Below are 22,112 nucleotides of genomic sequence, written 5' to 3'. Positions count from 1 at the left end.
GCTCGGCCGTATGCACGCCGTCACGACACACGACCCCATCACCGTCGGCACCCCGGAGGCGATGCGGGAGCTGGGCCGCCGGCTCGCCGCCCTGCTGCGCCCCGGCGACCTCGTCCTCCTCACCGGCGAGCTGGGCGCGGGCAAGACGACGCTGACCCGGGGGCTGGGCGAGGGGCTCGGGGTGCGCGGGGCGGTCACCTCGCCCACCTTCGTCATCGCCCGGGTGCACCCGTCGCTGGCGGACGGCCCGCCGCTGGTGCACGTGGACGCCTACCGGCTCGGCGGCGGTCTGGACGAGATGGAGGACCTCGACCTGGACGTCTCCCTGCCCGAGTCCGTGGTCGTCGTCGAGTGGGGCGAGGGAAAGGTCGAGGAACTGGCCGACGACCGGCTCCACGTGGTGATCGCCCGCGCCCTCGGCGCCCTGGGGGAGGCGGCGGAGGCCGGGGCGCCCGGGGCGCGGGACGCCGGGGAGGCCCACGACGTGCGGACGGTGACGCTGACCGGCGTGGGCACCCGCTGGCGCGGCGCGGACCTCGCGTCGCTCGCCGGTCCGGCCGCAGGGTAGCGGCGCCGCCCGCCCCGCACCGGGCGCCGCCGGTCGTCCCGACGGGCTGTCGGCAAAATCTTGCGCGGCGCGGGCGCGGCGTGGTCCCATGGACTTCCAGGACGGTTAGGCACGCCTAACCAGACGTTCTCAGGAGACGCCATGCCGGAGCAGAAGCGCGCACCGAGGTCCGTCCCCGACGCGTCCGGAGCGGGCGGCGCGCCGCCCGCCTTCGGGGAGCTGCTGGCGTCCTGCGCGGCGGCCGAGGCCATCTCCCGGCCCCCGGCGGAGGACGCCCGGGGCGCCGCCGCCTCCCGTGCCGCCGTACGCCCCGAAGCGGGGCTGGAGACCTCCGACGCCGCCTGACGCGCGGCACCCCCTGACCGCGCGGCCCGTCCTGACTCGTGCCGTCCGTCAGGCCGTCACACCGTCACGGGACGACGACGACCGCCGTGTCGAGCGTGGCGAACTCCCACAGCGCCGCGCCGTCCGCGCGGTCCTCGCGGATACCGCCCGTCTTCGCCCCCGGCTGGATCGTGGGCCTGCTCGTGTCGTCACTCGCCGCGCTGAAACCGATGACGGTGTCCTGGAACGTGGCGAACCGCACCACGTGCTGCACGGGCACCCCGTCCGTCCCCGTGATCTCGGGATCGCGCCCGGTCACCCGGTACGTGCCGGGCACCGGACTCACCGATCCCGGCTCCACCCGGTACGTGCGCGTCACCCGCCCCGCGTCGTCCACCAGCCACACCCGGCGGTCCGCCAGCGCGTACACCACCCGGCGGCCCTCGCCCGACCGCGGCGGGAGTGCCTCCGCGGCCTCCCGCGCGGCCTTCTCGCGCGCCGCCGCGTCCGGCGTGGCGGAGGCGACGGGCCGCCCGGCCCCGGAGGCGTCGGCGGCCTTCTCCTGCGCGCCCGACGCCTGGAACGCCAGGAAGCCCACCACGGCCAGCGCCACGACGGTCAGCCCGGTCACGAACGTCCCCGCACTGCTGCGTGCCACCGGTTCACCCCTTCGAGCTGCTGGCTGGTCGTCAGCCAGACGGTAGCAGGACGCCCGGCGCCGTCCGGGCCGGGCCGGGGAGGGCAGCGCGGGCCGGGGCAGTGCGGCGGGCGCCGTAGGCTTGCCCCGTGCTCTTGCTCGCTCTCGACACCGCGACCCCCGCCGTCACCGTCGCCCTGCACAACGGCGCGCGGGTGCTCGCCGCCCGCGACCAGGTCGACGCCCGCCGCCACGGCGAGCTGCTGCTGCCCGCCGTCGACGGGACGCTGGCCGACGCGGGCCGCACCCTGCACGACGTCACCCACCTCGTCGTCGGCGTCGGCCCGGGCCCCTACACCGGGCTGCGCGTCGGGCTGGCGACGGCCGCCGCCTTCTCGGCGGCGCTGGGCATCCCGGTGCACGGCCTGTGCACGCTGGACGGCATCGCGTACGCGGCGGGCCTCGCGGGCGTGAAGGGACCGTTCACCGCCGCCACGGACGCCCGGCGCAAGGAGGTCTACTGGGCCCGCTACGCCGACGCCCGCACCCGTACGGGAGAGCCCGCCGTGGACCGGCCCGCCGACATCGCCGCGCAGGTGGCCGGAGTGCCCGCCGTCGGCGCGGGCGCCGCCCTCTACGCCGACACCTTCACCGGCCTGCTGCCCGGCGCCCCTCAGCACGCCTCGGCGGCGGCGCTCGCGGCGCTGGCCGCCGCCCGGCTGGCGGACGGCGAGCCCTTCCTGCCGCCGCTGCCGCTCTACCTGCGCCGCCCCGACGCCAAGGTGCCCGCCGGGTACAAGGCCGTCACCCCGCCGCCGGAACCGCGGCCCGAGCCCCGGGCCGGCGGGCGGTGAGCACGGCACCGGGCACGGCCCTGCGCGCAATGCGCTGGTGGGACATCGAGCCGGTGCTCGCGCTCGAACAGGAGCTGTTCCCCGAGGACGCCTGGTCGGCGGGGATGTTCTGGTCGGAGCTGGCCCACGCACGCGGCCTGCGCGCCACCCGCCACTACACCGTCGCCACCGCGCCGGACGGTGGCGTCGCCGGGTACGCGGGGCTGGCCGCCGCCGCAGACGGCACCGGCGACGTGCAGACCATCGCCGTGGCCCCCGCCCACCAGGGCACCGGCCTCGGCGCGCGCCTCCTGCGCGACCTGCTCACCGCCGCCACCGCCTTCGAGTGCCACCAGGTGCTGCTGGAGGTGCGGGTGGACAACCCGCGCGCCCAGCGGCTCTACGAGCGGTACGGCTTCGCCCCGGTGGGCGTCCGGCGCGGCTACTACCAGCCCGGAGGCATCGACGCGCTGGTGATGCGCCGCGAGCACACCGGCACCCCGGCCGACCCCGCGGACGGCCCCTTCGGCCTCACGGGCACCCCCGCCGACCCCGCCGGAGCACCGGCACACCCCGCCCGCCCCGAACCCGGAAAGACCGCCCATGGCTGACGAGCCGCTTGTCCTCGGCATCGAGACCTCCTGCGACGAGACCGGCGTCGGTGTCGTGCGCGGCCACACCCTCCTCGCCGACGCCGTCGCCTCCAGCGTGGACGACCACGCCCGCTACGGCGGCGTCGTCCCGGAGATCGCCAGCCGGGCGCACCTGGAGGCGATGGTTCCCACGATCGAGCGGGCGCTGCGGGAGGCCGGTGTCGCCGCCACCGACCTCGACGGCATCGCGGTCACCGCGGGCCCCGGGCTGGCCGGTGCGCTGCTGGTGGGCGTCTCGGCGGCCAAGGCGTACGCGTACGCGCTCGGGAAGCCGCTCTACGGCGTCAACCACCTGGCGTCCCACATCTGCGTCGACCAGCTCGAACACGGCGCGCTGCCCGAGCCGACGATGGCCCTGCTGGTCAGCGGCGGCCACTCCTCGCTCCTGCTGGCGCCGGACATCACCACCGACGTCCGCCCGCTGGGCTCCACCATCGACGACGCGGCCGGGGAGGCGTTCGACAAGGTGGCCCGCGTCCTGGGCCTCGGCTTCCCCGGCGGCCCGGTCGTCGACCGCCGCGCCCGCGAGGGCGACCGTGACGCCATCGCCTTCCCGCGCGGCCTCACCGGGCCGCGCGACGCTCCCTACGACTTCTCCTTCTCCGGGCTGAAGACCGCCGTCGCCCGCTGGATCGAGGCCCGGCGGCGGGCGGGCGAGGAGGTGCCGGTCGACGACGTCGCGGCGTCCTTCCAGGAGGCCGTCGCCGACGTGCTCACCCGCAAGGCGGTGCGCGCCTGCCGGGACGAGGGCGTCGACCACCTGATGATCGGCGGCGGGGTGGCCGCCAACTCCCGGCTGCGCGCACTGGCCGCGGATCGCTGCGCGGCCGCGGGCATCACCCTGCGCGTGCCCCGCCCGAAGCTGTGCACCGACAACGGGGCGATGGTGGCGGCCCTCGGCGCCGAGATGGTCGCCCGCGGCCGTCCGGCCTCCGGCTGGGACCTGCCCGCCGACTCCTCCCTCCCGGTCACCGAGCCCCACATCCCCGGCGCCGCGCCGGAGCACGGTGAGGGCGAAGGCCACGGAGACGCGCACGGACCCGGCCACGGGCACCACCACGACCACGTGCACGAGCTGAGCCGGAAGAACCTCTACGACGCGTGAGGACCGCATGACGACCGCCCTGATGTGGGAGGCCCGCGCCGCCGAGGGGCGCGGACCCGAGCTGCTGGCCTGGGCCCGCGCCCAGCCCCTCACGCCGTCCCCCGCGCGCCGCGACACCTACACGGCGCCCGGTGACCGCGTCCTGGTGATCACGCACTGGGAGGCCGCCGACGGGGGAGCGCCGCCGCCGGAGCTGCCCGACCCGCCCCCCGGCCTGATCGCCCGCCCCGTGCACCGCTGGCACTTCACCCAGGTCCAGGGGCCGTAGGGGAGCCACGGCTGGTCCGGCCCCGTTCGCACGGGGCCGGTCCGTGCCCGTCCGGTGCTGGCCCGCCTCGGGCAGCTCGCGCAGGGGCAGCTTCAGGCACCGATGGGATGGTGCGGCAGGTCCGGGAACGTGGCCCAGGTGCACACACCGGTGGCGGAAAGTTGTGCGGCGGCGAAGGCTGGAGCGTTTCCCGGAGCGGGGCAGGCGCTCGTCTCCGCGACAGGGATCGTGCCCCAGCTCGACACGGTGCAGCTCGACTCCGCCCACGGGCCGGGATTCACTCATGCCCCAGCCCAGCTCGACAAGTACCGTGCGCAACTGGACTGGATGGAAGCGGCGTCCCTCAGCTCCGTCTCGTCCCGGGACTCCGTACACGCCCTCGCCAAGCCTGACGGGAGATGGCGGTAGCCGGACAGGAGCAGACCTACCTCACCGACACCCGGGAAGCCCTGCGCACACTCTTCGGGGACATCAAGGCGGGCAAGGCCGACCACCTGCTGCAGGGGCCCACCCCGCGCGCCGGGGCCGTGCGGCCCGGTTCGTCACTCCCGGTCCCAGGCGACGTGGAACAGGGAGCCCTCCGGGTCGCGCAGGTCGGCGATGCGCCCGGCCGGCGTCTCGTACGGCCCCGCGAGGACCGAGCCGCCCGCCGCCCGTGCGCGCTCCGCCGCGTCGTCCACCTCCCCGGCCGTCTGCACGCCGAAGTACACGTGCCACTGCGGCCGTACCAGCGGGTCGGGCGCCTCCTCGACGGCGCCGCCCTCCAGGTCGGCCACCCGCTGTCCGTCCACCCGGAGCACCACGTGGTCCGACTCGAACCGCACGTCCACGCGGTCGGGGTCGTGGGCGTCCCAGTCGAAGACGGAGCCGTAGAACATGGCGGCGGCGAACGCGTCGCCCGTGCGCAGCTCGATCCGGGCCGGGGCGCCCGACTGCTTCACGGCGCCCCAGCCCGGCGAGGCCCGGCCCTGCCAGACGCCGAACCGGGCGTCCTGCTGGTCGGCCGCCCACGCCACCCGGCCCGTGCCGAACTGCATGGGCCCCACCGCGACCGTCCCGCCGCGCTCCCGGATGCGGTCGGCCATCCGGTTGGCGTCCTCCACGCCGAAGTAGACGCTCCAGCTCGCGACGAAGCTCCTGGTCCCGGGGGTCATGCCGAGCCCGGCCACCGGCTCGCCGTCCGCCGTGGCGACGCAGTAGCCCTCCTCGGCCCGGAAACCCGGCCGGTACTCCCAGCCCAGCACCCGCGTGTAGAAGCGCTGGGCGGAGTCCAGGTCGTGCGTCATGAGGCTCACCCAGCACGGCGCCCCGTGGACGGCACCGGTCAGCTCGGGCACGCCGCTCACCTCGCTCTCGTCGGCGGTTGTCGCTCCTACCCTCCGGTGCCCGCCACACGGCCCGCCACACGGACGCGTACGGCTGAATATCCGCGTCCGGCTCAGACCGGGTGGCCCAGCAGCATCGTGGGGGCCCCGGCCACCCGGGTGAGGAAGACGGTCACGGCGTGCGGCCCGGACGGCTTCAGCTTGCGCCGCAGCTCCTCCGGCTCCACGGCCGAGCCGCGCTTCTTGACGGTCACCGTGCCCACCCCGCGTTCGCGCAGCAGGGCGCGCAGCCGCTTGACGTGGAAGGGCAGCACGTCGGTGATCTCGTAGGCGCGGGCGTACGGCGTCGGGCGGAGTTCCCCGGAGGTGACGTAGGCGATGGTGGGGTCGATAAGGTGCCCGTCCACCCGTTCGGCGACCTCGGCGACGAGGTGGGCGCGGATGACGGCGCCGTCCGGCTCGTACAGGTACCGGCGGACGGGGCCGGCCGGGGGATCGGGCAGCCCGGTGCCGGTCAGCGAGGCCCCGCCGGGCAGCAGCGTGGCCCGTACACCGGGCGGGCCGCCGAACCAGAACACCGCCTCCTTCACCTCCCCGGCCACCGAGATCCACTCCGCCTCCGCCTCGGGGGGCACGGTCTCGTGCGGCACCCCGGGGGCCAGCTTGAGCGCGGCGTGCGGGGCGCGGCGGGCGGCGTCCAGGGCCCAGGACAGCGGGGGCGAGAACGCCTCGGGGTCGAAGACCCGCCCGCGTCCGCCGCGCCGCGCCGGGTCGACGAAGACGGCGTCGCAGCCGCCGGTGTCCACCTCGGTGACGTCGGCGCAGCGCACCTCGATCCGGTCGGCCAGGCCCAGGGCGGCGGCGTTGGCGGTGATGACGGCGCAGGTCAGCGGGGAGCGGTCCACGGCGAGTACGTGCACCCCGGCGCGGGCCAGGGCGATGGCGTCGCCGCCGACGCCGCAGCACAGGTCGGCCAGCCGCCGTACCCCGCGCCCGGCCAGCCGTGCGGCCCGGTAGGCGGCGACGGCGGTCCGGGTGGCCTGCTCGACGCCGTCGGGCGTGAAGTACATGCGTGCCGCGTCCCGGGCGCCGAACTTGGCCACCGCCCGCTGCCGCAGCCGGGCCTGGCCCAGCGCAGCGGAGACCAGTGCGGGGTCGTGGCCGCGGCGCAGCCGGGTGGCGACGGCCAGTTCGTCGGCGGCGTCGTAGTCGCCCAGTCCGGCCAGCAGTCGCTGCCCCTCCTCGGTCAGGAGGGCGCGGAAGGCGGCGAGCCGGGTGTCGTCGGTCGGCGTGTCGGGTGATGCGGATGCGGCCACACGGCCCATTTTCCCCCGTGGCGCGCGATGCCGCGGACCTCCGGCCGGGTCCCGCTGGCACCATCCGCCACTATGACGATCAGCCGACAAGTCACACAAAACTACTGGAAGGACGGTCAGACCACGGCACCGGACGGGCGGGACGCGCCGGGGACGTCCCACCGGTCCTGGCACCACGTCCGGCGGGCCGTCGGCGCCTCCGCCGTCGTCCTGCTCGCCGTCTCCTGCGCCGCCACCGCCGGGCTGCCCGGCGGCACGGACGGCAGGGCGCGCCTGGACCAGCCGCTGGCCGCCGCCGGCGCCGCGGTACCGCTCGGCACCGCCCCGCACGCCGAGGCCGGAGCCGCCGCCGCCTCGCTGACCGGCTACGCCGAACGCCTGCGCCGCGCCGAACTGCGCCGCGTCGCCGCCGCGAAGCGCTGGGGCCTGGCCGAGGTGCCGCTGCGCCCGCCCGCCCCGCCCGACCGCAGACCGGAGCTGGCCAGCGACTCCGGGCACCTCACCGGCGACGGCCTGCCGCCCGTCATCACCCGGGTGCCGACGACGGACCGGGTCGTCTTCCTCACCGTCGACGACGGCTACGAGAAGGACCCGGCCTTCCCGCGCATGCTGCGCGAGCTGGACCTGCCCTACAGCGCTTTCATCGCCGACTACGTCGCCAGCGACGACTACGGCTACTTCCGCCGCATGCACCGCGACGGCGCGGCCGTCCACAACCACACCCTGAACCACAAGGAGCTGCCCCGGCTCTCCTACGAACACCAGCGCCGGGAGATCTGCGGCATGCAGGAGGTGCTGGAGCGCGAGATCGGGCAGGCCACGCCCCTGTTCCGGCCGCCCTACGGCGCCTACGACCGCGACACGCTGCGCGCGGCGGCCGCCTGCGGCATCCGCGCCGTGCCGCTGTGGGCCGAGGAGGCGTGGGCGCTGCGGTTCGACTGGGGCCGCGCGGACCGCAGGTTCCACCCCGGCGACATCATCCTGACCCACTTCCGGGGCCCGGAGGAGTGGGGCGGGACGATGACGGACATGCTGCGCCGGACCCTGCGCACGGTCACCGAGCAGGGCTTCGCCCTGGCCCGTCTGGAGGACTACCTCTGACCGGCGGCCGCCGCCTCCCGCACCCCGGCCGGGGCGCGCGGCCGGGCGGCGGACCCGCCCCGCGCGCCCCGGAGCGGCGCCGCGCCGCGCGTCGTTGGCACTCCGCTTGACCGAGTGCTAAGCGGGGCATAGGCTCAGCGCTGGCACTCTCCACCGGTGAGTGCCAAGGCGCGACGGGACGGTCCGGCACCCGCGACGACGGATCGACCAGGTCGCCACCTCAGACATAAGACCCCGTGAGATCTCCGAAGGGGGAGGTCGGATCGTGACGACCGCCAGCTCCAAGGTTGCCATCAAGCCGCTCGAGGACCGCATTGTGGTCCAGCCGCTCGACGCCGAACAGACCACGGCCTCGGGCCTGGTCATTCCGGACACCGCGAAGGAGAAGCCCCAGGAGGGCACCGTCCTCGCCGTGGGCCCGGGCCGCTTCGAGGACGGCAACCGCCTGCCGCTCGACGTCAAGGTCGGTGACGTCGTCCTGTACAGCAAGTACGGCGGCACCGAAGTGAAGTACAACAACGAGGAGTACCTCGTCCTCTCGGCCCGCGACGTGCTCGCGATCATCGAGAAGTAAGGCACAAGGCACACCCACGTGTTGTGATCCGCGCCCTGGTCCCCGTCACAGACAGCCGGGGCCGGGGCGCGGTTCGTTTTTGACAGCCCTGAGAGGACCTCTTACGCCATGGCGAAGATCCTGAAGTTCGACGAGGACGCCCGTCGCGCCCTGGAGCGCGGCGTCAACAAGCTGGCCGACACGGTCAAGGTGACGATCGGCCCCAAGGGCCGCAACGTCGTCATCGACAAGAAGTTCGGCGCACCGACCATCACCAACGACGGCGTGACCATCGCCCGCGAGGTCGAGGTCGAGGACCCGTACGAGAACCTCGGCGCCCAGCTCGTCAAGGAGGTGGCGACCAAGACCAACGACATCGCGGGTGACGGCACCACCACCGCGACCGTGCTGGCCCAGGCGCTCGTCCGCGAGGGCCTGCGCAACGTCGCCGCCGGCGCCTCCCCGGCCGCCCTGAAGAAGGGCATCGACGCCGCCGTCCGGGCCGTGTCGGACGACCTCATCGCGTCCGCCAGCCCCATCGACTCCAAGGCCGACATCGCCTCCGTCGCCGGGCTGTCCGCCCAGGACAAGCAGGTCGGCGAGCTGATCGCCGAGGCCATGGACAAGGTCGGCAAGGACGGCGTCATCACCGTCGAGGAGTCGCAGACCTTCGGTCTGGAGCTGGACTTCACCGAGGGCATGGCCTTCGACAAGGGCTACCTGTCGCCCTACATGGTCACCGACCAGGAGCGCATGGAGGCCGTCCTCGACGACCCCTACATCCTCATCACGCAGGGCAAGATCTCGGCCATCGCCGACCTGCTGCCGCTGCTGGAGAAGATCATGCAGGCCGGCGGCTCCCGCCCGCTGCTGATCATCGCCGAGGACGTCGAGGGCGAGGCCCTGTCCACGCTGGTCGTCAACAAGATCCGCGGCACCTTCAACGCCGTCGCCGTCAAGGCCCCCGGCTTCGGTGACCGCCGCAAGGCGATGCTCGGCGACATGGCCGCCCTCACCGGCGGCACCGTCGTCGCCGAGGAGGTCGGCCTCAAGCTCGACCAGGTCGGTCTGGACGTGCTGGGCAGCGCCCGCCGCGTCACCGTCACCAAGGACGACACCACCATCGTCGACGGTGGCGGCAAGGGCGAGGACGTGCAGGCCCGGGTCGGCCAGATCAAGGCCGAGATCGAGTCCACGGACTCGGACTGGGACCGCGAGAAGCTCCAGGAGCGCCTGGCCAAGCTGGCCGGCGGCGTGTGCGTCATCCGTGTCGGCGCGGCCACCGAGGTCGAGCTGAAGGAGAAGAAGCACCGTCTGGAGGACGCCATCTCCGCGACCCGCGCCGCGGTCGAGGAGGGCATCGTCTCCGGTGGCGGCTCCGCGCTCGTCCACTCCGCGAAGGTCCTGGCCGACAGCCTCGGCAAGACCGACGACGAGGCCACCGGTGTCGCCGTCGTGCGCCGCGCCGTCGTCGAGCCGCTGCGCTGGATCGCGGAGAACGCGGGCCTGGAGGGCTACGTCATCACCTCCAAGGTCGCCGAGCTGGAGAAGGGCCACGGCTTCAACGCCGCGACCGGCGAGTACGGCGACCTGGTGAAGGCCGGCGTCATCGACCCGGTCAAGGTCACCCGCTCCGCGCTGGAGAACGCCGCGTCCATCGCCTCGCTGCTCCTGACGACCGAGACCCTGGTCGTCGAGAAGCCCGCCGAGGAGGACGACTCCGCCGGCGGGCACAGCCACGGTCACTCGCACTGAGGCAGCCGGTCCGCCCGAGGCAGCCGGTCCGCGCGGCCGAGGCGGCCGAGGCGGCCGAGTCGAGGCCCGTCACCCCCCGGGGGTGGCGGGCCTCGCCCGTGCCCGGGCCGCCCGCCGCGACCGGTCAGCCCGGCCCGGCGCGGCGCGCCGGGTCACCGCGGGCCGTAGCGGCGCCCCGATCCGGAGGACACCCGGCCCATCACACCGCGCGGCACCAGCTTGCTGGCGCCCAGCAACGCCTTGTAGCGCGGGTCGGGAATCGACACCGTCCGGCCCCGGGCCAGGTCCTTGAGCGCGGCGTCCACCACCTTGTCGGCGTCCAGCCACATCCACCCGGGGATGCCGTCCACCGCCATGCCCGCCCGCTCGTGGAACTCGGTGCGGACGAACCCCGGGCACAGCGCCAGCAGCCGCACCCCCGACCCGGCGAGGTCCTGCGCGGCGCCCTGCGTGAACTGCACGACCCACGCCTTGGACGCCCCGTAGGTGCCGCGCGGCAGGAAGGCGGCCACCGACGCCACGTTCACCACGCCGCCGCGTCCCCGCTCGCGCATCCCGAGCACCGCCGCCGACGTCAGCCGCAGCACCGCTTCGCAGTGCACCCGCAGCATGCGCAGCTCGTCCTCCATCGGGACCTCCAGGTAGCGGCCCTTCAGGCCGAACCCGGCGTTGTTCACCAGCAGGTCGACGGGGTGGGTGCGGTCCGTGAGCCGCTCGCGGACCGCCGTCAGGCCCTCCTCGGTGGCGAGGTCGGCGGTGAGCACCGACGCCTCGATGCCGTGCCGGTCGTGCAGCTCGGTGGCGTGCTCGCTCAGCCGGTCGGCGTCGCGGGCCACCAGCACCAGATTGTGCCCGTCCCGGGCCAGCCGCCGGGCGAACGCGGCGCCGATCCCGGCCGTCGCCCCCGTGATGAGTGCAGTCGTCATAGCCGAACCGTAACGGGGCCGGGCCCGGCCACCCGGCGCGCCCCCGAAGCCGCACGCCCCCTCGTACGCCCTGTCCGCGCGGGCGGGGCGGAGGGCGCCGGAGGGGGCGTGCGGGCGCGTACGGGGACGGGCGTGTGGGGCCGGGCGTGCGGGGCCGGGCGTCAGGCCGGGTACCGGCTCGCGATCTCCCGTTCCTCGGGCGGCAGCACGTCGCCGGCCGCGAGCAGCCGGGGCAGCAGCTCCCGCTCCGTGGTCAGCGCGCGGAACATCAGCGACACGCTCACGTCGTGGGCCGGACGGCGGACGATCTCCACGGCGTCCCCGGCGCGGATCTCGCCCGGTTCGATCACCCGCAGGTACGCGCCGGGCCTCGCCTCCCGGGTGAACCGGCGCACCCAGCCCCGCTGCTCCAGATGCCCGGCGAACGTGCGGCACGGGACGCGCACCGTGCACACCTCCAGCACGACGGTGTCCCCGATCCGCCAGCGCTCGCCGATCAGCGCGTCGTTCACCGCCACCCCGGACGTCGTCAGGTTCTCCCCGAACGAGCCGTGCGGCAGCGGGCGGCCCAGCTCGCGCTCCCAGCCGTCCAGGTCCTCGCGGGCGAAGGCGTAGACGGCCTGGCTGTCGCCGCCGTGGTGCCGCATGTCGCCGATGGCGTCCCCGGCCAGGCCGCTGCCGCCCACCCCCTTGGGACCCGGCGCGGCGACGGCCACCGGCCCGTCGGCCGGCTGCTTGCCGATGCCCGTCATGCCGTGCGGGGCGCCGGTGTGCTCGGAGTGGCGGAGGGAGGCGACGTTCACGGAGATCACACGCATGTCGGCAGACTAGGCGGTGCACCGTCAAAGGTTCGAGTGGGTATTTCTCGCCGCGGCCAAGGGCGACTTATGGTTGGGGCATGCTCGAAGCCCGCCATCTGAGGGTGCTGCGCGCCGTCGCGGCGACGGGGTCCTACTCGGCCGCCGCCCGCGAACTGGGCTGCACCCAGCCCGCCGTCAGCCAGCAGATGCGCTCACTGGAACAGGCCGCGGGGACACCGCTGCTCGTCCGTACCGGGCGGGAGACGCGGCTGACCGAGGCGGGCGAGGTGCTGGCCCGCCACGGGGCCGCCGTCCTCGCCTCGCTGACCGCCGCGGAGGAGGAGGTGGCCGCCATCGCCGGACTGCGGGCGGGACGCGTGCGCCTCGTGTCGTTCCCCAGTGGCAGCTCCGCGCTGGTGCCCGCCGCCGTCGCCGCCCTGCGCGCCGACCACCCCGGCACCCGGGTCTCCCTGGTCGAGGCCGAGCCCCCGCGCTCGGTGGAGCTGCTGCGCGCCGGTGACTGCGACATCGCGCTGGCCTTCCGCTATCCGGCGGCCGGTGCCGCGGGTGCCTCCGAGTGGGACGACCTGGTGGTGCGGCCGCTGCTGACCGACCGGCTCGTCGGGCTGGTGCCCGAGGGCCACCGGTTCGCGTCCGTGCCCGAGGTCGGCATCGCGGAGCTGGCCGGGGAGCCGTGGATCGCGGGCTGTCCGCGCTGCCGCCGCCACCTGGAGGTGGTCTGCGAGGCGGCGGGCTTCACGCCCCGCATCGACTTCGCCACCGACGACTATCCGGCGGTCGTCGGCCTGGTCGGAGCGGGGCTCGGGGTGGCGGTGCTGCCGGAGCTGGCCGTCGCCTCGGTGCGTCCGCGGGGGGCCCGGACGGTGCGGGTGGCCCCGGCGGTGACCCGCGAGGTGGTGGCCCTGACGCTGCCGGACCTGGCCCGCGTCCCGGCCGTCGCCGGGACGCTCGACCGCCTGGCGTCCGCCGCGGCGGACGCGCCGGGGGCGGTCGCGGCCCCGGCCGGCGGCTGAGGCGCGGGCGCCGGGGCCCCGCACGCGGACGGCCGCGGTCCCACGGCGGTGCGGACGCTGGGCAGATACGTTTCTGCGGACTCCGGCGCGCCGCGTGCGTCAGCCCCGTGCCGCCGTGTCCCGCGTCGCCGTCTCCCCCGTCGCGGGGCCGTGCGCCGCCGGTCCGGGGCGGCGGGACGGCGACGCGCCGTTCGTCCTGGCGCTGTGCGCCGTCACCAGGCGGCTGCGGGCGCGTCCCATCAGCTCCTCGCGTTCGTCCTCGGTGAGCCCTCCCCACACGCCGTACGGCTCCCGCACGGACAGGGCGTGCGCCGCGCACTGGGCGCGCACCGGGCAGCGCATGCAGACCTCCTTCGCGGACGCCTCCCGCGCGCTGCGGGCCGCTCCCCGTTCGCCTTCCGGGTGGAAGAACAGCGAACTGTCGACACCACGGCAGGCTGCCAGGAGCTGCCAGTCCCACAGGTCGGCGTTGGGGCCCGGAAGGCGGGAGAAATCTGCCATTGCTCGTCCTCTCGGAGCGTTGCTGCGGCTGCTGGGACGGGTCGGTGACCGCGTGCGAGGAGGTGTTCGAGTACCCCGGCGGGGGCCGGGGATGCACCTCACCCCGCAGCCGCGCCGGATGCGGCGCCGCCGACCTCCGCCGTAGTGGTGTGAGTAGCTGTAAATATGACTCTTTGCGAATTTAGCCACGGAAGCCACAAAGAGGAAGCAAAAGCGCCCAAATAGGGCACAGTGGTACCGGACGCACCGCGCGGCGGGGTGCGTCCGTTCGGGCGCTCCTTCGCGTACCCGTCCCGTCACGCAGAGTGCCGAATGCGGGTGATGTCGCCCGTAACTCTTTTGGGTGACCGTCGTTGAGAGTGCGGAGGCGGTTGGCGAAGAACATCCGGAGCCCCGGTCGGGCGGCCCCGAGGCGATCAACCGCACAGGTGACGATTCGTAACAGCCTGGAGGCTCAAGGTGATGCGCATCAGCAGCGGAGGGCGGCCATGACTTCCGTCCTCGTTTGCGACGACTCCCCGCTCGCCCGGGAGGCGCTGCGCCGAGCGGTGGCGACCGTGCCCGGCGTCGAGCGGGTGACCACGGCGGCCAACGGCGAGGAAGTCCTCCGCCGCTGGGGCGCCGACCGGTCCGACCTCGTCCTGATGGACGTCAGGATGCCGGGCCTCGGCGGTGTGGAGACCGTGCGCCGACTGCTGTCGGCTGATCCCGGGGCCCGCATCATCATGCTCACCGTGGCGGAGGATCTCGACGGCGTGGCGCTCGCCGTCGCCGCCGGTGCCCGCGGCTACCTGCACAAGGACGCCTCCCGCGCCGAACTGCGGGCGACGGTCACCCAGGCGCTGGCGGACCCGACGTGGCGGCTCGCGCCCCGGCGGCTCCGGTCGGCCGAGATGGGCGCGGCGCCCACGCTCACCGCCCGGGAGATCCAGGTGCTCGAAGGCATGAGCCACGGCCGCTCCAACGCCGAGATCGGCCGCGAGCTGTTCCTCTCGGAGGACACCGTCAAGACCCACGCCAGGCGGCTGTTCAAGAAACTCGGCGCCTCGGACCGGGCGCACGCGGTGGCCCTCGGCTTCCGCTGGGGCCTGGTGCGCTGACCCACCGGGGGCGGGCCCGGCGCCGGAGGGCGCCGCTCCCGTCCCCGGCACCGGTGCGTCCGCACCCCGCGCGCAGCGCCCTGTGGCGCCGGGCCCGCAGGCCGTCGTGCCGCGCCCCGGTCCCGCGCCCGGGGCCGTGCCGCGCCGTGCCGTGCGGGCCTTCCGGCGCCCGCGCGGACCGGGGCTCCGCACAAATTCGTGCGATGCCGCATGCTTGGTGTGTGACTCCTTCCCGGCCGGCGCCGGGCACAGCCGGTCGGGCGCCGGGCTGGACGGTGTGAAGCAACCCGAGAGGGGGAGGGCAAGCGGGATGGCCACGAGCGCACTCCGACATAACGCTTCAGGACACAACCCGGCACGCGGTGCGGCGGATGCCACGGCCTCGGTGCACCATGGACCGATGCCCGAAGAGACCGCACCCGCCGGCAGTGTCGGTCCACCACACCCGGCGGGCCCCGGGAACACGGCCCCGGCCGCCTCCGCGATCGGCGCCGTCGTGCGACGGGCCGTGGAAGGGGACGAGCGCGCCACGCACGACCTCCTCGCCCACGTCCACCCGCTCGCCCTGCGCTACTGCCGCACCCGGCTCAGCAGGCTGCCGGGCGACGCCCGGCACTTCGTGGACGACCTGGCCCAGGAGGTGTGCCTGGCCGTCCTGTGCGCCCTGCCGCGCTACCGGGACACGGGCAAGCCCTTCGACGCCTTCGTCGTCGCCATCGCGCAGCACAAGGTGGCCGACCTCCAGCGCGCGGCGATGCGCCACCCCGGCTCCACCGCCGTCCCCTCGGACGAGATGCCCGAGCAGGCGGACGACTCCCTCGGGCCCGAGGAGCGCGCCCTGCTCAGCAGCGACACCGAGTGGGCGAAGAAGCTGCTGGCCAACCTGCCGGACCACCAGCGCGAGCTGATCCTGCTGCGCGTCGCGGTCGGGCTGTCGGCGGAGGAGACGGGACAGGTGCTCGGCATGTCGCCGGGCGCCGTGCGGGTGGCGCAGCACCGGGCCCTGTCCCGGCTGCGCGCGCTGGCCGGGCAGTAGGTTCTGCGGGCACGGGGTACTCCGTTTGGCCGTTAGCATGGGGAAACGTGCCGAGGCAAGACCATTGGGGAAGGTGTCATGACTGACCACGTCGACGGAGTGCCCGACAAATTCGCGCGGCTCGGGCTGACCTACGACGACGTCCTGCTGCTGCCCGGCGAGTCCGACATGGCGCCGCAGGACATCGACACCTCCTCCCTCGTCTCGCGCAACGTGCGGGTGAACATCCCGCTGCTCTCGGCCGCCATGGACAAGGTCACCGAGGCCCGCATGGCCATCGCCATGGCGCGGCAGGGCGGCGTGGGCGTCCTGCACCGCAACCTGTCCATCGAGGAGCAGGCCGCGCAGGTGGACCGGGTCAAGCGCTCCGAGTCCGGCATGGTCACCGACCCCATCACCATCCGCCCCGACGCCACCCTGCGCGAGGCCGACGAGCTGTGCGGCCGGTTCCGCATCAGCGGCGTGCCGGTGACGGACGCGGCGGGCAAGCTGCTGGGCATCGTCACCAACCGCGACATGGCCTTCGAGCTGGACCGCTCCCGGCAGGTCCGCGACGTCATGACGCCCATGCCGCTGGTCACCGGCACGGTGGGCATCGCGCGGGCGGACGCCATGGAGCTGCTGCGCCGCCACAAGATCGAGAAGCTGCCGCTCGTGGACGGCGACGGGCGCATCAAGGGGCTCATCACCGTCAAGGACTTCGTCAAGGCGGAGAAGTACCCGAACGCGGCCAAGGACGCCGACGGGCGGCTGCTCGTCGGCGCCGCCGTGGGCGTCGCGGGCGACGCCTACGAGCGGGCCCAGGCGCTCATCGAGGCCGGCGTGGACTTCGTGGTCGTGGACACCGCGCACGGCCACTCCCGCCTCGTCGGGGACATGACCGCCAAGATCAAGTCCAACCACGCCTCGGTGGACGTCATCGGCGGCAACGTCGCCACCCGCGAGGGGGCGCAGGCGCTGGTGGACGCGGGCGTGGACGGCATCAAGGTCGGGGTCGGCCCCGGCTCGATCTGCACCACCCGCGTCGTCGCCGGGATCGGCGTCCCGCAGGTCACCGCCATCTACGACGCCGCGCTGGCCGCCCGCGAGGCGGGCATCCCCGTCATCGGCGACGGCGGCCTCCAGTACAGCGGCGACATCGCCAAGGCCATCGTGGCGGGCGCCGACACCGTCATGCTGGGCAGCCTGCTGGCGGGCTGCGAGGAGTCGCCGGGCGAGCTGCTGTTCATCAACGGCAAGCAGTTCAAGTCCTACCGGGGCATGGGCTCGCTGGGCGCGATGCAGTCGCGCGGCGACCGCCGTTCCTTCTCCAAGGACCGCTACTTCCAGGAGGAGGTCAGCGGCGACGACAAGCTGATCCCCGAGGGCGTCGAGGGCCAGGTCCCCTACCGGGGCCCGCTGTCGGCCGTCGTGCACCAGCTCGTCGGCGGGCTGCGCCAGTCGATGTTCTACGTCGGCGGACGCACCGTGCCCGAGATGAAGGAGCGCGGCCGGTTCGTGCGCATCACCGCCGCCGGGCTCAAGGAGAGCCACCCGCACGACATCCAGCTGACCGTCGAGGCGCCGAACTACTCCTCCCGCCGCTGACCCCAGCCGTCCCCGGAGGGGTGCCGGGCCCGCGCACCCCTTCGGGGATACTGGTGTCCGCAACCGCATGGAAGGGCACGAGCCAAGTGACTGAGATCGAGATCGGCCGCGGCAAGCGCGGGCGCCGGGCGTACGCCTTCGACGACATCGCCGTGGTGCCGAGCCGACGCACGCGCGACCCGAAGGAGGTCTCGATCGCCTGGCAGATCGACGCCTACCGCTTCGAGTTGCCGTTCCTGACGGCGCCCATGGACTCCGTCGTCTCGCCGCGCACCGCCATCCGCATCGGCGAGATGGGCGGCCTCGGCGTGCTCAACCTCGAAGGGCTGTGGACCCGCCACGAGGACCCGGAGCCGCTGCTCGCCGAGATCACCGAGCTGGACGAGGCGGACGCGAACCGCCGTCTCCAGGAGATCTACGCGGAGCCGGTCAAGGAGGAGCTGATCGGCCGCCGCATCAAGGAGGTGCGCGACGCGGGCGTCGTCACCGCCGCCGCGCTCTCCCCGCAGCGCACCGTCGAGTTCTCCAAGGCCGTGGTGGACGCGGGCGTGGACATCTTCGTCATCCGCGGCACCACCGTCTCCGCCGAGCACGTCTCCTCGGCCGCCGAGCCGCTGAACCTCAAGCAGTTCATCTACGAGCTGGACGTGCCCGTCATCGTCGGCGGCTGCGCCACCTACACGGCCGCGCTGCACCTCATGCGCACCGGCGCGGCGGGCGTCCTCGTCGGCTTCGGCGGCGGCGCGGCCCACACCACCCGCAACGTGCTGGGCATCCAGGTCCCGATGGCCACCGCCGTCGCCGACGTGGCCGCGGCCCGCCGCGACTACCTGGACGAGTCCGGCGGCCGGTACGTGCACGTCATCGCGGACGGCGGCGTCGGCTGGTCCGGGGACCTGCCCAAGGCCGTCGCCTGCGGCGCGGACGCCGTCATGATGGGCTCCCCGCTGGCCCGCGCGAGCGACGCGCCCGGCCGCGGCCACCACTGGGGCATGGAGGCCGTCCACGAGGACGTGCCGCGCGGCAAGAAGGTGGACCTGGGCACCGTCGGCACCACCGAGGAGGTCCTCACCGGCCCCTCGCACCGCCCGGACGGCTCGATGAACTTCTTCGGCGCCCTGCGCCGCGCGATGGCCACCACCGGCTACTCCGACCTCAAGGAGTTCCAGCGCGTGGAGGTCACGGTCTCGCGCAGCCGCTGACCCCCGCGCCGCGCGCCGCACGGCGGTGGCGCGCACGGCGGTGGCGCAGGACGGCCGCGCATGACGGAGGGCCGGACCCCGGCGGGGTCCGGCCCTCCGTCGTTCCCGGAGCGGCCCGGGGGTCAGCCCGGGTCAGCCGAGGGCCAGCAGCGTCTGCCAGCTCTGCGAACCCACCAGGTAGCGGGTGCCGTGGCCGGTCGTGCGGCCCGGGTAGACGTACAGCTCGCCCGCCTGGGTGACGCCCCAGAAGTCGGGGACGCCGTCGCCCGTCACGTCCGGGGTGCCGCGCAGCATCGGCATGTTGGCGCGGGACCAGCCCTGCGCGCCGTACGTCTCGTCCCGCCCGGTGCCGGACGCGGCGCCCGTCGCCAGCGAGGCCAGGTCCACGCCTCCGTCGCCGCCCGGCTCGCCGTGCCGCAGCTTGAGCTGGCTGCCGTCGCGGAAGAGCAGGTCGGCGGTGCCGTCCCCGCTGACGTCGGCGAAGGTGACCAGGTCGCGGGAGGCCCACGCCGTCGTGGTGGCGAGCTTCTCGGCGGCGGTGAAGGCGCCGCCGGTGTAGCCGGAGAAGGCCCACAGCTCGTCGCCCGCGAGCGCGACGGCGTCGGGGTGCCCGTCGCCGGTGACGTCACCGGCCGTCAGGAGCTGCGTGAGCTCCGCCGGGTCCGGGGCGTCCGGGGGCAGCAGCACGGGGACGCGGCGGCCGACGTCGAAGCTGCCGTAGCCGTCGCCCGGGTGCAGGTAGAGCCGGCCGTCGGGCATGCGGGCGAGCAGGTCGGTGATGCCGTCGCCGGGGTACCAGTCGGTGGTGTGGCTGATCAGTGCCGGAACGCCCGCGTCGTCGGTCCAGTAGCCGTCGTCCAGCTCCCGCCCGCCGTCGTGCGCGCCCGGCGCGTGGACGTGGACGTCGCCGCCCTCGCCCGCCGGATAGCTGCGCAGGTGCCCGGCGGCGTCGATCGCCAGCAGGTCCAGGTAGCCGTCGCCGTTGACGTCGCCCGGGGCGTCGAGCCCGGTGCGCGGGGTGACGTAGAACAGGTACCGCGTCGCCCGGGAGATGTTGCCGACCGCGTCCCGCGAGCGCACGTACAGCCGGTTGGGCCCGGCGAACTCCGGCGAGAGCCGCACGGTCGCACTGTTGGCCGAGGCCGTCGCGGTGCGGTCGTAACTGTCCTCGTTGAGGCTGTACTCGTAGGCGGTGACGCTGCCGCTCTCCGTGCCGAAGGTGACGGAGCCGGACGAGCCGAAGCGCACCTCGGACCACACCGAGCCGTCCTCACCGGGCGGCGGGAAGTCCGGCGACTCCACGGTGGGCGACGGCGGCGCCACGTGGTCCACCGTGAACCGGCAGGGCTGGTTTCCGGTGGGCGCGTACGCGGAGTACGCCAGTTCGGTGTCCCGGGAGCGGACGTCCCAGGCGTAGGTCTGGCCGTGCGTGAACCTCTCCCAGGGCAGGGACATGTGCGCGTAGCCGTTGCTGTCGACCGTGCGGTGGTAGTCGTACAGCTTGTTCGCCGGGTCGGAGACGGCCCAGACGCGGAAGTGCAGGTACTGCAGGTTGTCGTCCGGGTCGCTGCCGCGCGCCCGGAACGTCAGGTCCGACTTGCCGACGGCGCCGTAAGGGGCGTTCACGTCGCAGTCCGGGCCGGGCGTCATCGTCTGCCGCGTCGGCTGGTTGGGCCTGCGGTTGAAGGTGATCTCGACGTAGGGGGAGTTCTCGCCGTTCGCCCGGAACTTCTTCCAGGAGTGCGTGTCGGACTCGTTCGCGGCGCGCAGGCCCAGCGACATGGTCGACCAGCCGTTCGTGGCGGCCTGCTGCGCGGTCGGCTTGATGTCCAGGGCGACCCAGCGGTCCGGGCAGGAACCGGACTTGTAGCCGTGCCCGTTCGTCGCGTCCTTGAGCACGCGGTGCCAGGACGGCTGGTTCTTCCAGGTGTGGCGGCTGGTGACCGGATCGGTCAGCCACAGGTTGTACCGGCGCGACGAACAGCCCCAGGAGTACGTCTGGAGCACGCGGAAGCGCGCGTCCTTGATGCTCGCGCCGCGCAGGTTGCCGTGCAGCCCGGATTCCAGGTCGAAGGTGAACACCGAGCGGGACAGGCCGCCGGTCTGCGCCTCGTAGCCGACGCGCGCCTCGTTGGTGCCGTCGTTGTAGTTCCGGCCGTTGAAGAAGCTGGAGGTGGGATACTTGTCGTACAGAAGCGTCCAGCCCTCCTTGCGGCCCTTGAACGACGGGTCGACGAAGACCGGGTAGACCGTGTCCTCACCGCCCAGCAGCTCCGCGTCCGGGGTGATGCCGAGGACGCCCTCCTCCAGCCGGGCCGTCAGCACCGCGTCGTGCGCCCCGGGCCTCGGACCGGCCAGGCCCGGCAGGTTCAGCGTCTCGCTCACCGTCTCGACGACGTCCGGCTCCTCGCCGATCGTCTGGCCGCGCGTGCCTGCCGAGTCCCAGGCGTACGCGGTCGGTGAGGCCGCCATCTCCTGCCCCTGCGCGTCGAGCGCCCGCACGGTGTGCGAGGCGGAGTCCAGGGCGAACGTCAGGCTGGGGGAGGTGAGCCGGTACCGCAGGTCGTCCAGCAGCGGGTCCTGTGCGGCCTGCGCGTCGTGGACGATCAGCACGTGCGAGTAACCGCTGTCGCGGGCGGTCAGCAGCAGGTCGATGCCGGGGCGGATGCCCTCGTACAGGGCGCGCGGTCCGCTGACCACCGGCTCGGGCAGCGGCCCCGGCCAGCTCACGGTCAGCTCGTGCCCGCCCGTCGTCAGACGGACGAGGCGGTTCCAGACCGTCGCGTCACCGTCGGCCGTCCGCAGTTGCGTGCTGGTCCCGGTGCCGCCGCTGAACAGCAGCGGATCGTTGACGGCCTTCGGCGCGTAACCGCCGTCCACCGCGCGCAGGTCGGTGTCGACCGGCCGCCAGCCGTCCGGCGTCTTCGCGCGGATCGTGTCGCTGTGGATGCGGGTGCGCAGGAGGCCGTCGGGCTGGGCCCACGTCGTCGCGCTGGCCGTCCGCTCGGCCTCCACCTCGACGTCCTCACCCGTCGCACGGGCCCGCTCCAGCGCCTCGGCCGCACTCAGCGGCTGCTCGGCGCGGGCCGCCCCCTCCGCGCGGGCCGGGCCGCCGGGACGCGCGCCGTCGCCGTCGCGGTCGCCGAGCTGCGTCACGCCGAGCGGCACGGCCACGGCCAGCACCAGCACCCCGGCCAGCCCCGCGAGCGCCCGCCGCGACCGGAACCGGGGGCGGAGCCGCGACCGGAGCCCGGGTCTGCCGACACGCTCGGGCGGCGGCCCGTCGCCGCGCCGGGGCGGCGGTCCGCCGCCGTCCGGACGCGCGGTCGTCCGCGGGCCTCCGGAGCCCTCCGCGTGGCCGGAATTCCCCGTGTGGCCGGAATTCTCCGGGCGTTCCGCGCTTTCCACGGCGGCCATGTGCTCCTACTCCCCCCGGGGCCGCCCCGTGCCGCGACTCGCCCTCGGTAATGCCGGTGACCGGAAATACC

General features: G+C 74.5%; 21 protein-coding genes. 14 read left to right on the top strand and 7 right to left on the bottom strand.

All coding sequences use genetic code 11. The annotated features are described in order from the left end of the window. Positions 1–10 precede the first annotated feature (10 nt). Positions 11–568 carry a tRNA (adenosine(37)-N6)-threonylcarbamoyltransferase complex ATPase subunit type 1 TsaE gene (gene tsaE / locus V1J52_RS07495; RefSeq protein ID WP_330138802.1) on the top strand — a complete coding sequence of 186 codons (558 nt, stop codon included), beginning with the start codon at positions 11–13 and terminating at the stop codon, positions 566–568. 141 nt (positions 569–709) lie between these two features. Beyond that, positions 710–913: a hypothetical protein gene (locus V1J52_RS07490; protein ID WP_330138801.1), complete on the top strand. Its 204-nt coding sequence runs from the start codon at positions 710–712 to the stop codon at positions 911–913. Positions 914–977: 64 nt separating this feature from the next. Here V1J52_RS07490 and V1J52_RS07485 read toward each other — a convergent pair whose 3' ends face one another. Continuing rightward, positions 978–1,550, bottom strand: a complete 573-nt coding sequence (locus tag V1J52_RS07485) for a hypothetical protein (RefSeq protein WP_330138800.1) — start codon at positions 1,548–1,550, stop codon at positions 978–980. Positions 1,551–1,678: 128 nt separating this feature from the next. Between V1J52_RS07485 and tsaB the strand changes: the two genes are divergently transcribed. The 4 genes from tsaB to V1J52_RS07465 are packed head-to-tail and all read left to right on the top strand — an operon-like array spanning position 1,679 to position 4,388. Continuing rightward, entirely contained in the window at positions 1,679–2,383 is a 705-nt protein-coding gene (gene tsaB, locus V1J52_RS07480; protein WP_330138799.1) for a tRNA (adenosine(37)-N6)-threonylcarbamoyltransferase complex dimerization subunit type 1 TsaB, read from the top strand. A gap of 29 nt (positions 2,384–2,412) precedes the next feature. After that, positions 2,413–2,973: a ribosomal protein S18-alanine N-acetyltransferase gene (gene rimI, locus V1J52_RS07475; RefSeq protein WP_330138798.1), complete on the top strand. Its 561-nt coding sequence runs from the start codon at positions 2,413–2,415 to the stop codon at positions 2,971–2,973. Continuing rightward, positions 2,966–4,120 carry a tRNA (adenosine(37)-N6)-threonylcarbamoyltransferase complex transferase subunit TsaD gene (gene tsaD / locus V1J52_RS07470; RefSeq protein ID WP_330138797.1) on the top strand — a complete coding sequence of 385 codons (1,155 nt, stop codon included), beginning with the start codon at positions 2,966–2,968 and terminating at the stop codon, positions 4,118–4,120. Before rimI ends, tsaD begins: the two co-directional genes overlap by 8 nt. 7 nt (positions 4,121–4,127) lie before the next feature. Further along, positions 4,128–4,388 (top strand): hypothetical protein, encoded by a 261-nt coding sequence (locus tag V1J52_RS07465; protein WP_330138796.1) that lies wholly within the window; start codon positions 4,128–4,130, stop codon positions 4,386–4,388. Between the two features lie 542 nt (positions 4,389–4,930). Here the strand turns inward: V1J52_RS07465 and V1J52_RS07460 are convergent. Beyond that, positions 4,931–5,725 carry a VOC family protein gene (locus tag V1J52_RS07460; RefSeq protein WP_330138795.1) on the bottom strand — a complete coding sequence of 265 codons (795 nt, stop codon included), beginning with the start codon at positions 5,723–5,725 and terminating at the stop codon, positions 4,931–4,933. A gap of 101 nt (positions 5,726–5,826) precedes the next feature. After that, positions 5,827–7,038, bottom strand: a complete 1,212-nt coding sequence (locus V1J52_RS07455) for a class I SAM-dependent methyltransferase (RefSeq protein WP_330138794.1) — start codon at positions 7,036–7,038, stop codon at positions 5,827–5,829. A gap of 63 nt (positions 7,039–7,101) precedes the next feature. Here V1J52_RS07455 and V1J52_RS07450 point away from each other — a divergent pair, with 63 nt between their 5' ends. The 3 genes from V1J52_RS07450 (at position 7,102) to groL (ending at position 10,438) form a co-directional block, all read left to right on the top strand. Continuing rightward, positions 7,102–8,130 (top strand): polysaccharide deacetylase family protein, encoded by a 1,029-nt coding sequence (locus V1J52_RS07450; protein ID WP_330138793.1) that lies wholly within the window; start codon positions 7,102–7,104, stop codon positions 8,128–8,130. Between the two features lie 265 nt (positions 8,131–8,395). After that, positions 8,396–8,704 (top strand): co-chaperone GroES, encoded by a 309-nt coding sequence (gene groES, locus V1J52_RS07445; protein WP_191209702.1) that lies wholly within the window; start codon positions 8,396–8,398, stop codon positions 8,702–8,704. Positions 8,705–8,812: 108 nt separating this feature from the next. After that, positions 8,813–10,438: a chaperonin GroEL gene (gene groL, locus V1J52_RS07440; protein WP_330138792.1), complete on the top strand. Its 1,626-nt coding sequence runs from the start codon at positions 8,813–8,815 to the stop codon at positions 10,436–10,438. Between the two features lie 152 nt (positions 10,439–10,590). On the opposite strand, the gene V1J52_RS07435 is transcribed toward groL, so the two are convergent. Both V1J52_RS07435 and V1J52_RS07430 read right to left on the bottom strand, forming a co-directional pair. After that, complete coding sequence (locus V1J52_RS07435; protein ID WP_330138791.1) at positions 10,591–11,364, bottom strand: SDR family NAD(P)-dependent oxidoreductase; 774 nt, start codon at positions 11,362–11,364, stop codon at positions 10,591–10,593. 161 nt (positions 11,365–11,525) lie between these two features. Continuing rightward, positions 11,526–12,182 (bottom strand): MOSC domain-containing protein, encoded by a 657-nt coding sequence (locus V1J52_RS07430; protein ID WP_330138790.1) that lies wholly within the window; start codon positions 12,180–12,182, stop codon positions 11,526–11,528. 80 nt (positions 12,183–12,262) lie between these two features. Here V1J52_RS07430 and V1J52_RS07425 point away from each other — a divergent pair, with 80 nt between their 5' ends. Then, entirely contained in the window at positions 12,263–13,198 is a 936-nt protein-coding gene (locus V1J52_RS07425; protein WP_330138789.1) for a LysR family transcriptional regulator, read from the top strand. 99 nt (positions 13,199–13,297) lie between these two features. On the opposite strand, the gene V1J52_RS07420 is transcribed toward V1J52_RS07425, so the two are convergent. Further along, on the bottom strand, positions 13,298–13,699 hold the full coding sequence (locus V1J52_RS07420) for a WhiB family transcriptional regulator (RefSeq protein ID WP_330138788.1): 402 nt from the start codon (positions 13,697–13,699) through the stop codon (positions 13,298–13,300). 488 nt (positions 13,700–14,187) lie between these two features. On the opposite strand from V1J52_RS07420, the gene V1J52_RS07415 reads away from it, so the two are divergent. From V1J52_RS07415 to V1J52_RS07400, 4 genes are all read left to right on the top strand, one after another. Further along, positions 14,188–14,799, top strand: coding sequence for a response regulator transcription factor (locus V1J52_RS07415; RefSeq protein ID WP_028426699.1), 612 nt, complete (start codon positions 14,188–14,190; stop codon positions 14,797–14,799). A gap of 400 nt (positions 14,800–15,199) precedes the next feature. Beyond that, complete coding sequence (locus V1J52_RS07410) at positions 15,200–15,835, top strand: sigma-70 family RNA polymerase sigma factor (RefSeq protein WP_330138787.1); 636 nt, start codon at positions 15,200–15,202, stop codon at positions 15,833–15,835. A 78-nt stretch (positions 15,836–15,913) separates the two neighbouring features. Then, on the top strand, positions 15,914–17,422 hold the full coding sequence (gene guaB / locus V1J52_RS07405) for an IMP dehydrogenase (protein WP_330138786.1): 1,509 nt from the start codon (positions 15,914–15,916) through the stop codon (positions 17,420–17,422). 86 nt (positions 17,423–17,508) lie between these two features. Beyond that, a complete protein-coding gene (locus tag V1J52_RS07400) occupies positions 17,509–18,624 on the top strand; it encodes a GuaB3 family IMP dehydrogenase-related protein (protein WP_330138785.1) in 1,116 nt (371 codons plus the stop codon). 132 nt (positions 18,625–18,756) lie between these two features. Here the strand turns inward: V1J52_RS07400 and V1J52_RS07395 are convergent, their stop codons facing one another. After that, positions 18,757–22,041, bottom strand: coding sequence for an FG-GAP-like repeat-containing protein (locus tag V1J52_RS07395; RefSeq protein WP_330138784.1), 3,285 nt, complete (start codon positions 22,039–22,041; stop codon positions 18,757–18,759). Between the last annotated feature and the right edge of the window lie 71 nt (positions 22,042–22,112).

The organism is Streptomyces solitudinis, from assembly GCF_036323765.1.
Classification (GTDB): domain Bacteria; phylum Actinomycetota; class Actinomycetes; order Streptomycetales; family Streptomycetaceae; genus Streptomyces.
This window is presented reverse-complemented; position numbering and strand designations above follow the sequence as displayed.

Bases quoted from the DNA above. Each gene is read 5' to 3' on its own strand.
- V1J52_RS07425 (WP_330138789.1), top strand. From the start codon at position 12,263: ATGCTCGAAGCCCGCCATCTGAGGGTGCTGCGCGCCGTCGCGGCGACG.
- tsaD (WP_330138797.1), top strand. From the start codon at position 2,966: ATGGCTGACGAGCCGCTTGTCCTCGGCATCGAGACCTCCTGCGACGAG.
- V1J52_RS07410 (WP_330138787.1), top strand. From the start codon at position 15,200: ATGCCCGAAGAGACCGCACCCGCCGGCAGTGTCGGTCCACCACACCCG.
- V1J52_RS07435 (WP_330138791.1), bottom strand. From the start codon at position 11,364: ATGACGACTGCACTCATCACGGGGGCGACGGCCGGGATCGGCGCCGCG.
- V1J52_RS07465 (WP_330138796.1), top strand. From the start codon at position 4,128: ATGACGACCGCCCTGATGTGGGAGGCCCGCGCCGCCGAGGGGCGCGGA.
- V1J52_RS07420 (WP_330138788.1), bottom strand. From the start codon at position 13,699: ATGGCAGATTTCTCCCGCCTTCCGGGCCCCAACGCCGACCTGTGGGAC.
- V1J52_RS07415 (WP_028426699.1), top strand. From the start codon at position 14,188: ATGACTTCCGTCCTCGTTTGCGACGACTCCCCGCTCGCCCGGGAGGCG.
- V1J52_RS07455 (WP_330138794.1), bottom strand. From the start codon at position 7,038: ATGGGCCGTGTGGCCGCATCCGCATCACCCGACACGCCGACCGACGAC.
- guaB (WP_330138786.1), top strand. From the start codon at position 15,914: ATGACTGACCACGTCGACGGAGTGCCCGACAAATTCGCGCGGCTCGGG.
- V1J52_RS07450 (WP_330138793.1), top strand. From the start codon at position 7,102: ATGACGATCAGCCGACAAGTCACACAAAACTACTGGAAGGACGGTCAG.
- groL (WP_330138792.1), top strand. From the start codon at position 8,813: ATGGCGAAGATCCTGAAGTTCGACGAGGACGCCCGTCGCGCCCTGGAG.
- tsaE (WP_330138802.1), top strand. From the start codon at position 11: ATGCACGCCGTCACGACACACGACCCCATCACCGTCGGCACCCCGGAG.
- V1J52_RS07490 (WP_330138801.1), top strand. From the start codon at position 710: ATGCCGGAGCAGAAGCGCGCACCGAGGTCCGTCCCCGACGCGTCCGGA.
- V1J52_RS07395 (WP_330138784.1), bottom strand. From the start codon at position 22,041: ATGGCCGCCGTGGAAAGCGCGGAACGCCCGGAGAATTCCGGCCACACG.
- rimI (WP_330138798.1), top strand. From the start codon at position 2,413: ATGCGCTGGTGGGACATCGAGCCGGTGCTCGCGCTCGAACAGGAGCTG.
- V1J52_RS07430 (WP_330138790.1), bottom strand. From the start codon at position 12,182: ATGCGTGTGATCTCCGTGAACGTCGCCTCCCTCCGCCACTCCGAGCAC.